Origin of the sequence: Prosthecobacter sp. (genome assembly GCF_044232965.1) — a bacterium.
In the GTDB taxonomy this organism is placed as follows: domain Bacteria; phylum Verrucomicrobiota; class Verrucomicrobiia; order Verrucomicrobiales; family Verrucomicrobiaceae; genus Prosthecobacter.
In genome coordinates this window covers 18,009-29,601 of the sequence record NZ_JBIIKX010000072.1, presented here as the reverse complement: position 1 = coordinate 29,601, position 11,593 = coordinate 18,009, and the positions used below count along the sequence as shown (strand labels likewise).

General features: G+C 59.1%; 11 protein-coding genes. 6 read left to right on the top strand and 5 right to left on the bottom strand.

What is annotated here, in order from left to right; translation table 11 throughout:
• Positions 1–91 precede the first annotated feature (91 nt).
• The 5 genes from ACILSI_RS22070 (at position 92) to ACILSI_RS22050 (ending at position 6,634) form a co-directional block, all read left to right on the top strand.
• Entirely contained in the window at positions 92–2,122 is a 2,031-nt protein-coding gene (locus tag ACILSI_RS22070; protein ID WP_395724085.1) for a c-type cytochrome domain-containing protein, read from the top strand.
• A 150-nt stretch (positions 2,123–2,272) separates the two neighbouring features.
• Positions 2,273–2,938 (top strand): hypothetical protein, encoded by a 666-nt coding sequence (locus tag ACILSI_RS22065; RefSeq protein ID WP_395724084.1) that lies wholly within the window; start codon positions 2,273–2,275, stop codon positions 2,936–2,938.
• A 26-nt stretch (positions 2,939–2,964) separates the two neighbouring features.
• The gene (locus ACILSI_RS22060) at positions 2,965–3,258 is read left to right on the top strand and encodes a hypothetical protein (RefSeq protein ID WP_395724083.1); all 294 of its coding nucleotides are present in this window, start codon (positions 2,965–2,967) and stop codon (positions 3,256–3,258) included.
• Positions 3,259–3,279: 21 nt separating this feature from the next.
• Entirely contained in the window at positions 3,280–4,587 is a 1,308-nt protein-coding gene (locus ACILSI_RS22055) for a cytochrome c biogenesis protein ResB (RefSeq protein WP_395724082.1), read from the top strand.
• 22 nt (positions 4,588–4,609) lie between these two features.
• Positions 4,610–6,634, top strand: a complete 2,025-nt coding sequence (locus ACILSI_RS22050) for a cytochrome c biogenesis protein (RefSeq protein ID WP_395724081.1) — start codon at positions 4,610–4,612, stop codon at positions 6,632–6,634.
• Between the two features lie 9 nt (positions 6,635–6,643).
• On the opposite strand, the gene ACILSI_RS22045 is transcribed toward ACILSI_RS22050, so the two are convergent.
• The 5 genes from ACILSI_RS22045 to ACILSI_RS22025 form a co-directional block, all read right to left on the bottom strand.
• The gene (locus tag ACILSI_RS22045) at positions 6,644–7,207 is read right to left on the bottom strand and encodes an N-acetylmuramoyl-L-alanine amidase (RefSeq protein ID WP_395724080.1); all 564 of its coding nucleotides are present in this window, start codon (positions 7,205–7,207) and stop codon (positions 6,644–6,646) included.
• A 251-nt stretch (positions 7,208–7,458) separates the two neighbouring features.
• Positions 7,459–8,343 (bottom strand): type IV pilin protein, encoded by an 885-nt coding sequence (locus tag ACILSI_RS22040; RefSeq protein WP_395724079.1) that lies wholly within the window; start codon positions 8,341–8,343, stop codon positions 7,459–7,461.
• 103 nt (positions 8,344–8,446) lie between these two features.
• Positions 8,447–9,265, bottom strand: a complete 819-nt coding sequence (locus ACILSI_RS22035; RefSeq protein ID WP_395724078.1) for an LpxI family protein — start codon at positions 9,263–9,265, stop codon at positions 8,447–8,449.
• Positions 9,265–10,065 carry a TatD family hydrolase gene (locus tag ACILSI_RS22030; RefSeq protein WP_395724077.1) on the bottom strand — a complete coding sequence of 267 codons (801 nt, stop codon included), beginning with the start codon at positions 10,063–10,065 and terminating at the stop codon, positions 9,265–9,267. Before ACILSI_RS22030 ends, ACILSI_RS22035 begins: the two co-directional genes overlap by 1 nt.
• 14 nt (positions 10,066–10,079) lie before the next feature.
• Positions 10,080–10,358: a hypothetical protein gene (locus ACILSI_RS22025; protein ID WP_395724076.1), complete on the bottom strand. Its 279-nt coding sequence runs from the start codon at positions 10,356–10,358 to the stop codon at positions 10,080–10,082.
• 82 nt (positions 10,359–10,440) lie between these two features.
• Between ACILSI_RS22025 and moeB the strand changes: the two genes are divergently transcribed.
• Entirely contained in the window at positions 10,441–11,586 is a 1,146-nt protein-coding gene (gene moeB, locus ACILSI_RS22020; RefSeq protein WP_395724075.1) for a molybdopterin-synthase adenylyltransferase MoeB, read from the top strand.
• The last annotated feature ends 7 nt before the right edge of the window (positions 11,587–11,593 follow it).

Sequence of the window (11,593 nt, the reverse complement as noted above, 5' to 3'; positions counted from 1 at the left end):
CTCAAGGCCGCCGTGGACACGATCGTGAAAGGTTAGTCCCATTTGCTCCTTTAGTTGCCTTGTTCAAAACTCCGCCCCCTGACCCGTCTTCATGAAACACACCTCCCTCATCCTCGCCCTGGCACTCGCCTTCACCGCGCATGCCGCCGATGACAAAAAAGCCGCCGATCCCGCCGTCGAGGCAGCGATGCAGAAAGTGAACGCCACCGGCGCGTCGCTCATGCCGGTCGCCGCCGATGCCAAGGCGTATCGCTTCACCGCGTTGAATGTCGCGAAGGAGTTCACCGATGCCGGACTCGATGCCATCGCGCCCGTTGCCGACAAGATCGCTTCCCTCGACATCGCCCGCAGCAAAGTGACCGACGCCGGCCTCGCGAAAGTCGCGGCGATGAAGAACCTCAAGGAACTGCATCTTGAGGGAACCGCCATTGGCGATGCAGGCCTCGACCATCTGAAAGGCCTCGCCGAGCTTGAATACCTCAATCTCTACGGCACCAAGGTCACCGACGCTGGCGTCGCGAAACTCGCCGCTCTCGGCAAGCTGAAGGCGCTTTATCTCTGGCAAAGCGGTGTCACCAAGGCCGGTGTGGCCGCGTTGAAGGCCAAGTTGCCCAAGACGCACATCAACAACGGCTGGACCGCCGAGGACGATGCCAAACCCGTCGCCGTGGTCGCTGCCGCGCCTGCTCCCGCCAAGCCTGCCACTCCGGCTCCAGCCGCCGCCAAACCCGCTGCTCCGACGGCCGCGCCTGCCGCCGGTGGCAAACTCGATGCTGCCATCGCCGAGAAGGCCGTGGTTTATCGCGATGTCATCGCTCCGATCATGCAGGCGAAGTGCGTGAGCTGCCACGGTGAGGAAAAGAAGAAGGGCAAGCTTCAGCTTCACAACTTTGCCGCCCTCATGAAAGGCGGCGGTGATGGCGCGACGACCGTCATTGCGAAGAACAGCAAGGACAGCCTCATGCTCGTCCGTGCGAATCTTCCCACCGACGACGACGAACACATGCCGCCGAGCGACGAGCCGCAGCTCACGAAAGAAGAAGTCGCCCTCTTGAAGTGGTGGATCGAAACCGGCGCCTCCGAGTCCGCCACCGTGGCCGCCTCGAAGCCCACCGCCGAAGTTGAAGGCGCTCTCGCAGTGCTGCTTGCCAAAGGTCTGCCGAAAGTCGCCGCTCCTGCCAAGGTTGCCAAACCCAAGCCTGCGGCCCTCACTGATGCGGAGAAAAAGCAGGTCGCCGAGATCACCGCGAAGATGCAGGCGCTCAACGCCTCGCTCATGCCGCTGGCGCAAGACACCGAGCAGCTTCGCCTCGGCGTCATCAACGCCGCTGACAAGTTTGGCGACAAAGAACTCGCGATTTTGGCCCCCATCGCCCAGCACATTGTGTGGGTCGATCTTGCCCGCAGCCAGATCACCGACGCCGGTGCTGACACGCTGGTGAAAATGGTCAATCTGGAGCGCCTCCACCTCGAAAACACCAAAGTCAGTGATGCCGGTCTCGCCAAGCTCGGCGCGCTGCAAAAACTCGAATATCTCAATCTCTACGGCACCAAGACCACGGATGGTGGCATTGCCAAACTCTCCGCTGCCAAAGGCCTCAAGAAACTCTTCGTCTGGCAGACCGGTGTCACGCAAAACGGTGCCAAAGCCCTCGAAGGCCAGGTTCCCGGCCTCAAAGTGAACGTCGGCCTCACAGAGGCCGAAATCGCCAAGCTGACCGCTCCTCCTCCCGCGCCACCGGCTCCTCCGCCAGCTCCCGCGAAGAAGGAAGAGCCGAAAAAGGCCGACCCCAAAGCCGCAGCAGCTCCCGCGAAGCCTGCCGCCGCAGGCAGCGACGTCATCAAGACCATCATGAAGCAGTATCACAAGCCTGAGGATGCTCCTTGCAAAAAAGTCAGCGGAGGCACCGCCACCGACGCCGAACTCACCACGCTGCTCAAGGCCTACCAAGACATGTGCGCCGCCACACCGCCGAAGGGGGACAAGACCGCCTGGGTCACCAAATGCCAGGCTCTCATCGGCTCCGTGAAGAAAATCCAGGCCAAGGATGCCACGGGTATCGCTGCCTACAAAGCCGCCGTGAACTGCAAGGCCTGCCACACGGATCACAAGGGCTCGTGATTCGAGTCATCTGAATGACAAGTGCGGAATGACGAATAAGTCGTCGCAGACGACTGCTCGTCGAGCTTCGTATGTTTACCGTGCGTCATTCGACATTCTGCATTCCTGCCGGATGCTGCTAATCATCCCGTTCTCTCACTCGTTTCCTTCATGATGAAATTTCCCCTTCCATGCTGCGCGGCCATCGCCTGCGGCATTCTCACCGTCTCCTGCGAGCGACTCGGTGAGCGTGTTGCCATCACCGAGACGCGGGAGGTTTCCAGTCACGCTTCGAAACCCAATGTCGATATTCCCAGTGCCACGCGCTTTTTCGACGACGCCAAGAAAGAAGAACAGCAGCGCCCGAATTTCCGCGAACTGCTCACTTGGACCGTTCCCGAAGGCTGGAGCGAGAATGCCACGCCTGATCCGATGGGCATGCGCCTGATCGATCTGCGCTTTGGTCCCAATCAAGAAGGGGAGTGTTACATTTCATTGATGCCCGGCCCCGCGGGCGGCCTGGAGGCCAACGTGAACCGCTGGCGCACGCAGATGGGTCAGCCCGCCTACACCGCTGACGAACTGGCCAAGCTGCCGAAGAAGCCCTTCTTCAATCGCGATGCCACCTTTGTGGCCTTCGATGGCGACTTCAAAGGCTTCGGTGCCGAGGCCGCCAAAACCGGCTACCGCATGCTGGGCCTCATCCACAGCGCCGAGCAGGCCACCATCTTCGTCAAACTCACCGGCCCGAAGGCGCTCGTAGAGCAGAATTCTGCCGCGTTTGATGCCTTCTGCCAGTCGATCAAACCGAACACGGCTGTGATGAAGCAAGAGTAGTAAGTAAAACCAACTTAATTCTCCAAATGCGTCCAAGTACAAAAATTTTCTTTGGCTCTTGCCTGATTGTCACTTCGATTGCTCTTCAGATTTTAAGCATGTTCGGTGTATTAAAACCGCTGGGGAAACTAATTGGAAAAGACTTTGAAACTTCATTCTTTTTTCTTCAGTTTTTTGTCGGCCCCATCGTTTCGCTCATTGGTTTCATCTTCACTCTTGTCGGTATGTACCAAGCCGCCAAGCTCGCCGAAAAAGCGATATTTTTAACCGATTCCATGCCGCAGCCGCAATCTCCCAGTCCGCATGGTGCCGCCGACTAATTTTTTCCATTTACCCTTATCGTGTCCGAGTCACCCCAAAACCCATTTGCGAAAATTTTCGCCTTCCTCACCAGCTTCGGACTCGCCACGTTCACGCTGACTGGACTGCTGATCATCACCTTCCTAGGCACGCTGGAGCAGGCGGAATACGGCCTGGTGGCCAGCCAAGCGCGTTACTTTGAGTCCTTCTTCATCGACCGCATCGACATCGGTGCCTGCTGGCGGGCGCTGGCCTTCAACGGTTACTGGGATATCGGCAACATCACGCTGCCGCTCTACATCATTCCTGGCGGCTACACACTGATGGCGATCTTGTTCGTGAATTTGCTGCTCGGCGGCATCGTGCGCATTCGCAAGTCACCCAAGACCATCGGTGTCATCATCTCGCACTTCGCCATTCTGTTCATGATCGCCGCCGGCGCGGTGAGCTACCACTTTGCCAAGGAAGGCAGCCTGGAACTCGCGGAAGGAAAGACGAGCGATGAGTTTCGCAGCTTCCACGAGCGTGTGATCGAGATCGAGAAGGTGCAGACGGATGAAAAAGCCAAGCGCACTGCGCTCGTGATCGGCGATGAGAAGTATCGTGACCTCGCTGCGGGCAAAGGCCGCACCTTCACGCATGACAGCCTGCCGTTTGATCTCATGATCACCAACTGGAAGCAGCATGCGCAGCCCAAGCGCGCCACCAGTGATCGCGGCGATGCTCTGGACGGCTATTATATTCAGGAAGTCACCACGCTCGACGATGCCGGAGCCGCCCTGCCCGATGAGCAGCTCGCCAGCGCTTGCATCGCCATCGTGAAGGATAAAAAATCTGGCGAGGAGCAGAAAGGCATCCTGTGGGAGTTCGCCGCCGCGCCTTGGACGGTCACCGTGGGTGCTGACAAATACCTCATCTCCCTCGACCACCGCTCCTACAAGCTGCCGTTTGCGGTTCGTCTCGACGAGACAGAGCAGGAAAAACATCCGGGAACCGAAAGAGCGCGTCGTTTCACCAGCAAAGTCACGAAAATCACCGGAGATCACGAGGAGAAGCGCGTCATCACCATGAACGAGCCGGTGCGTAGCGAAGGTTACGCCGTGTTCCAGCAGACTTTTGATGACGGCACACGCAGCGGCAGTGGTGTGAAGCGTTCCGGCTTCCAGATCGTCGAAAACCCTTCCGATCACTGGCCGCTCATCTCCTGCATCATCGTCGCCGAAGGTCTGCTGCTGCATTTCCTTATGATGCTGGCCCGTTTCATCAAGGTGGAACCGTGGAAGTTCTCCCTGGGCCTCATCTGCGCCTTCAACGCCGCCTTCGCTCTCGCGATGTGGAAGCTGCTCTAAACGCTCAAACTCGCTGAATGCCATGAAAACCCTCCGCCTCGCCCTTTTCTCGCTGTTCGCGACCACCGGCCTCATTCCCGCCGCCGAACTGCCGCCGCTCGATCTTTTTCGCGACAAAGAAGTCGTCGAAACCTTCGCTTCAATTCCCGTGCAGGAGTCAGGGCGCATCAAACCGCTCGAAAACGTCGCCAGCTACCGCCTGCTGCGTTTTCGCGCACGTCGCAGCATCTGGCTGACCGACAATGGTGAGATGGACGGCGGCAAACCGCTCGTCGATCCTGCCACGCAGAAGCCGATCACCAAGGAAGGTGGCAAGCCAGTGAAGCTCAGCGCCACGGAGTGGCTGCTCATGAGCTGGTTCCGCCCCGACATCGCCAAAACGGTGCCGCTGTTCAAGGTGGACAACTCCTCCGCGATCGAAGAACTCGGGCTGAAGGCCAAGGCGAAACGCGATCAATACAGCTTCGTGGAGATCGAGCCAGCCAGACAGGCGCTCATGGAAAAGATGGGCGAGTATCGTGACATCCCGGCCAAGAAGCAGACGCCGGAGCAGCGCATGATCGTCCAACTCGCCGCAAATTTTCTCGACTATGAGATGATCACCGGCCACTTCGATTTCATCCGCTCGCCCGTTGGTGCCAAGCCCGAAGGATTGCCCGCTGGCATCGAACAGCCCGTTCGCTTGTCTAAGAGCCTCAACTTGCTCGCCAAAGCCGTGCGCACCAGTGGCGGGCCGCCCATGCAGATCCCTTGGTTCCGCGAATTCGGCAAAGGCGCGCTCGGCGCGATGATGAGCGGCAATGCCGAGCAGCAGCTCCGTATTTTCCCACCCGCTCCCAAGGCCGGTGATGTCTGGCAAGGTCCCGGCGAGACCATCTTTGGCGCAATCAACGGCGACAAAGAAGTTCCTGCGGAGCAGCTTGCCTGGCTGGCTTTGTATGAAGACGTTTATCTGGCGCTGCCTGATGCGGTGAAGTTCAAAGCCGCTTCAAAGGCTCTGCTCACCAAGATTCAAGATGCCGCCAAACAACGTGGTGAAGCGCAGTTCGTCGCCCTGGAGCGTCATTCGATGAAGGCGGACTACTTTTTCTACGCGCAGTGGATTTTCCTCGTGGGCTTCATCGCCGTGGCGCTGACGTGGATCTCGCCTGGATCACGTTTTGACAAGATCACCAAGTTCAGTGCCTGGTTGCTGCTCGGCACGGCCACTGCTCTGTCAGTGGTGGGCGTGGTGATCCGCTGCATCATCATGCAGCGCCCGCCGATCACCACACTGTACGAAACGATTCTCTTTATCGGTGCTTCGGTGGCCCTGTTTGGCCTCATCGCCGAATGGATCACCAAACGCGGCCTCGGGCTGCTGGTGGCGGCCGTCGGCGGCACCGCGTGCATGTTCCTGGCGATTCAGTTTGAGGCATCCGAGGCCACAGACACGCTCCAGCAGCTCCAGGCCGTGCTGATCACGAATTTCTGGCTCTCCACGCATGTGCCGATGATCAATCTCGGCTACGCGGCATGCATGGTGGCGGCGTTGATCTCGATGATTTACTTCGTGCAGCGTCTCCTTGGAAAAGTGGGGCCGAAGTCGGATGAGGGACGATTCCTCACTCGTGTGGCGTACGGATTCATCGCCACCGGGCTGTTTCTCTCGCTCGTCGGCACGGTGCTAGGCGGGATCTGGGCGAATTACAGCTGGGGCCGCTTCTGGGGCTGGGACCCGAAGGAAAACGGCGCGCTCATGATCGTGCTGATGTGCCTGGTCATTCTGCACGCCCGTCTAGGCGGCTACATTCGTGAGATCGGTCTGCACTGCTGCAATCTCATCCTCGGCTGCATCGTGATCTTCTCCTGGTTCGGCGTGAATCAGCTCGGCGTGGGGCTGCATGCCTATGGCTTTACCGACGGAATCTGGCCGAAGATTTACGGTTACTGGCTCAGCCAGGGGGCGCTGCTCGTTTACGGACTGTTTCTCGCCTGGAATGATCGTCGCACCCCATCCCCAGAGGTCGCCGAAGCGATCAAAGGAGTTGAATCGCCTGTCGGCTGAGCCGCCAGCTCACTTCGATTTCCGATAAGCGATGATACCCTGGGCGATGCCCTCGGCAATGCGCGCACGATATTCACCGGTCATCATGCGGGCACGCTCGGTCGAGTTGCTGACAAAACCGCATTCCACCAGCACTGCGGGATTCTTCGTGGTGGCGCGGATCACATGAAAGCCGGCGCTTTTCACGCCGCGATTGGTCATGCTGGTGCGTTGCACCAGATAAGCCTGAATGTAGGCCGCCAGCATGTAGCTGGAGGAAAAGTGATAATAAGTCTCCGCGCCCGCGCCGCTGCCGCCGCGGTTGTAGTTGTAGTGAACGCTGACAAAGATGGCACCACGACCCCGGTTGCCAGCCGCCGAACGGTCCTGCAGCGGAATGAACACATCCCGGCTGCGGGTCATGATGACCTTGAGGCCTTCTTTTTTGAGCAGTTGTTCCACGCGTCGCGCGGTGTCGAGAGCGAGGTGTTTCTCATACACATAGCCGATGGCGGCACCGCGATCATGAGCTCCATGGCCGGGATCGAGAATGACCGTGTCGAAAGCTCTGACGTCCACCGCGAGAATCATCATCACCATCGCAACCCAAAAAGCGCACGCCATATGGCGGGTTGTTTGACGACGGGGGCGGGAAGGTTGTGACATGCGGATGGGCTGCGGGTGGCGTTGGTTGAAGGCAACCTTTGAACTAATTCACAGTAAGCGAAGAAGCTGCCAAAGGGTCAAGTTTTTTGGCCTTTTAAACCTGGATGAAGCGCAAAAAAAACCGCCGGAGGCCTAGTGCCTCCGGCGGTGTGATCAAATCAACAGCGCAAGCTGGTCAATCAAGGATTACCAGGCAGGCCTGGGAGACCACCAGGTTGACCTGGGAGACCTCCTGGCAGACCGCCAGGCTGACCTGGGAGACCACCAGGCTGGCCGGGGAGGCCACCGGGCAGACCGCCAGGCTGACCTGGCAGACCGCCTGGCAAGGAAGGATCACCGACTCCGCCACTGCCGCCACCTGCGCTCATCTGGCCTCCTGCGATTATGGCGTTGAGAACACGCTGAGGCATACCTTTGGAAGCTTGGGTGAAAGAGTCCATTCCTCCCGCCATGATTTTGGGGCCCACTGTGCCGCGTTTGCCTTGCAGTTTTTCGACTTGAACACTGCCGTCGTTGCGTCCGATGATGACTTCACCACCAGGCCAGGTGCGACCAGGGCGGATCTGGCCGGCGACATCGGCATTCCACTGTGGCGGCCATCCTGGGCTGACAGGATTTTCATAGACAAGCGGCATGTTGCCCTGGGTGGCGTCAGTTTGACCGGCGGTCAACGCCCAGTGGTTTTCACCTGGTGCGAGAGCCATGGCGTAATTGGGGGATACGCCAATGTTGCCATCTGGATTGTAGCCTGCCGGGCAGCCAAAGATGCGTTCGTCACCGACAACTTCTTCCTGGATAAGGAATCGAAAAGCGTCGTTGGCTGATGCCGCGACGCCTCCGGTCAGTGGATTGGCCACCGAGTCTGGATACTGGCTATTGTTGTCCTTGGAAAACTGCTTCAGTCCGAGGATGATCTGCTTGCAGTTGTTGACCCCTTTGGTCTGGTTGCCCATCCGCTGAATGCCGTTGTAGGCGGGCACGGCCAAGCTCGCGAGAATCGCGATGATCGTGATCACCACCAACAACTCGATCAGAGTGAAGGCGTGGTTTCGTTTCGTTTTCATAGTATGAGTGCGTTTATGGGTTGGTTATGATGTTATGCAGCAGGGGATTTCTCTCCCGCCACACCAATTAGACCGAACCGGGACCGGAAAGGCGAGAAAAAAATCACGCCAATGCGATCACGCTCACTTTCGCCTCCTGACACAGCCGCAAAACCTCCGCACGGTCCAAAATCAGCGTCTTCCCGGCCTCCACAGCGATCAAATCGACCCCGGCGCCCGCCGCCGTGCGAATCGTGTCCGGCCCGACCACCGGCACGTCAAAGCGCATGTCCTGGTTCGGTTTCGACACTTTCACCATCGTCGCGCCGCAGCGACCGAGGGCCCCGCCGCGCTTCACGGCTTCGTTGGTGCCTTCAAAGGCCTCCACGGCCAGCACGGTGCCGTTTTTCACGACCACGGTCTGCCCGATGTCGAGGCGGCTGCTCTCCTTGGCGATCTTGAAGCCATATTCGGCATCTTCCTGGCGGCGTTTTTTGATCTGCGGTCCCGCGACATGGCCGGGGCCGGGCATAAGGTCTTCGAGAAAAGTCGTCGCAGGCAGAAGTGTGATGCCGTCTTTCGCCAGTTCGTTCGCGATGCCGCCAAACAGCGTCTCTGCGTTCCGCTGCTTCAGCTTCGCCATCATGAACAGCGTGCGGAAGTCCGGCCGCAGGTCGAAAAGGTTCTTCGGCGCGATCTGGCCCACCATCACCGTCTGGGTGACACCCTGCTTCTTGAAGAATGAAATCATCTTTCCGAGCTGCCCCACGCGAAACCACTCGATGGCATCCACCCTGCCTGCGAGCTCCGGCTTCGTCTCGTTCGTGAATGCGGCTGCGACGAGTTTCTTCACGCCCGCCTTCCGCGCCGCCGTGACAAAGGTTTCCGGATAGATGCCGTTGCCGGCGATAAGGGCGATGGTGTCGAGACTGGGTGTGGTCATCACAGTTTGAATTTCTCACACTGTCCCATGAACGCTCGCGGATTGTCCCAAGCGACGCGTTGGATCATTTCGGGGCTCCAGCCGCGCTGGCGCATGGCTTGCATGGTTTTTGGGACGGCGAGGGGATCGCTGATGCCCCAGTCGCAGGCGCTGTTCATCCAAATGCGCTCGGCGTGGCGGTGCTCCAGCATGTCGATGGCACGGTTCGGGGTACATTTGCTCTCGGGATAGAGCGTGATGCCGGCCCAGAAACCGTGATCGAGCACATGGTCGATGGTGTGCTCCTCGACGTGGTCGATGATGACGCGCTCCGGCTTGATCTTTGGGAAATTTTTCAGCGCATCGACGATGAGGCGCGTGCCCTTGAGCTTGTCTTCGAGGTGCGGAGTGTGGATGAGCACGAGTTGATCGTAGTCCTGCGCCACCTGCACATGCTGCTCGAAGATTTTCAGCTCGTTACGGCTGTTTTTGTTCAATCCGATTTCGCCGATGCCGAGCACGCCGGGCTTGTCGATGAACTGCGGGATCAACGCGATCACATCGTCCGCGAGCTTCACATCCTCCGCTTCCTTCGGGTTGATGCAGAGCCAGCAGTAATGCTGAATGCCGAACCTAGCGGCACGCTTCGGCTCATACTCGGTGATCTGGCGGAAGTAGTCGTAGAAGCCGTCGGCGCTGGCGCGGTCAAAGCCGGCCCAGAAGGCGGGTTCGCAAATGGCCTGGCAGCCGGCGATGGCCATGCGCTCATAGTCATCCGTGGTGCGGCTGACCATGTGGCCGTGGGGTTCGATGTAGTTCATGTCCGGCGGAAAGTTCAGGCTTTAAAGGCTCCAATTGCTCCCTGCATCGTCGCTTTGGCGATGGGCTCCACGCTTGGATCGCTGAAGCTGAGCAACACATCCTTCGCACGTTGTGGTTTATCTTGAGAGAGCAACGCGATGGCGTTTTTCAGCGCCTGGACGCGGAAATCGCCTTCTTGTCCGGCACGTTGCACGCGGTCGAGGAAGGCGGCGAGGTCGATGAGCTTCGAACGTGAGTCCATGAAGCCGAGATCGACCAGATTGACTTGGGTTGGGGGTGTCCAATCAGGCATGGGGTAAGTTTAGACGGCGCATTCTCGCTCGCAACCGCTGGAATCGTTGCACCCGCGCCGCTTCATGCCATCGTGCCTGCCCATGTCCGACCTTTCACCCGATGAACTGCGCCGCTATGCCCGGCACCTCGCGATTCCCGAATTCGGGATCGAGGGACAGCGCAAGCTGAAGGCAGCGCGTGTGCTCTGCATCGGGGCAGGGGGACTGGGATCGCCGATCACGATGTATCTGGCGGCGGCGGGTGTCGGCGGATTGGGGCTGGTTGATCCTGATGTGGTCGAGATCACCAATTTGCAGCGCCAGATCCTCTTCGGGCAGAAAGATATCGGTCGCAAAAAGCTCGAAGCTGCTCGCGAGCGCCTGCTCGACATCAATCCACACCTCGTCGTGCAGGTTTACCCGGAGCGTTTCACCGCCGCGAATGCCATGCGCATCGCCGCAGACTACGATGTGATCATCGACGGCACGGACAATTTCCCCACGCGTTACCTCAGCAACGACATCGCCGTGTGGCTGAAGAAACCGAACGTTTATGGCAGCATTCTGCGCTTTGACGGGCAGGTGGGCGTCTTCGCACCGCATCTCGGCGCACCGTGCTACCGCTGCATGTGCCCGCAGCCGCCACCGCCAGGTTTGGTGCCGTCTTGTGCCGAAGGCGGCGTGCTCGGCGTGTTGCCGGGCCTGATTGGAACGATGCAGGCCTTGGAGGCCATCAAACTCATCACCGGCATCGGCCAGCCTCTGCTTGGAAAGCTTCTGCACGTCGATACGCTCAGCATGCGCTTCCGCACGCTCACTCTGCGCCGCGATCTTGAGTGCCCCGTCTGCGGCGACCAACCCACCATCACCCAACCCATCGACTACGAAGGCTTCTGCGGCATTTCCCAAGCGCCGACGACTGTATCCGATGTTCCCGCCATGACTGTTCACGAACTCAAAGAACTCCGCGATGCCGGAGACAACCATTTCCTCCTCGATGTGCGCGAACCGCATGAGCTGGCCATTTCCCGCATCGAAGGAGCCGTGCTCATCCCCCTTGGCGAACTGGAAACCCGCACGGCTGAGCTGCCGCGTGACAAACGCATTCTCGTGCATTGCAAAAGCGGCGGGCGCAGTGCCCGTGCGGTGAGCAAACTGCGTGAGCTTGGCTTTAACGATGTTTGGAATGTCTCCGGCGGCATCATTGCCTGGGCGCGTGAAATTGATCCGACGATGGCCGAATACTGATGAACAA

Bases quoted from the DNA above. Each gene is read 5' to 3' on its own strand.
- ACILSI_RS22030 (WP_395724077.1), bottom strand. From the start codon at position 10,065: ATGAACTACATCGAACCCCACGGCCACATGGTCAGCCGCACCACGGAT.
- moeB (WP_395724075.1), top strand. From the start codon at position 10,441: ATGTCCGACCTTTCACCCGATGAACTGCGCCGCTATGCCCGGCACCTC.
- ACILSI_RS22070 (WP_395724085.1), top strand. From the start codon at position 92: ATGAAACACACCTCCCTCATCCTCGCCCTGGCACTCGCCTTCACCGCG.
- ACILSI_RS22035 (WP_395724078.1), bottom strand. From the start codon at position 9,265: ATGACCACACCCAGTCTCGACACCATCGCCCTTATCGCCGGCAACGGC.
- ACILSI_RS22050 (WP_395724081.1), top strand. From the start codon at position 4,610: ATGAAAACCCTCCGCCTCGCCCTTTTCTCGCTGTTCGCGACCACCGGC.
- ACILSI_RS22025 (WP_395724076.1), bottom strand. From the start codon at position 10,358: ATGCCTGATTGGACACCCCCAACCCAAGTCAATCTGGTCGATCTCGGC.
- ACILSI_RS22045 (WP_395724080.1), bottom strand. From the start codon at position 7,207: ATGATGATTCTCGCGGTGGACGTCAGAGCTTTCGACACGGTCATTCTC.
- ACILSI_RS22040 (WP_395724079.1), bottom strand. From the start codon at position 8,343: ATGAAAACGAAACGAAACCACGCCTTCACTCTGATCGAGTTGTTGGTG.
- ACILSI_RS22065 (WP_395724084.1), top strand. From the start codon at position 2,273: ATGATGAAATTTCCCCTTCCATGCTGCGCGGCCATCGCCTGCGGCATT.
- ACILSI_RS22060 (WP_395724083.1), top strand. From the start codon at position 2,965: ATGCGTCCAAGTACAAAAATTTTCTTTGGCTCTTGCCTGATTGTCACT.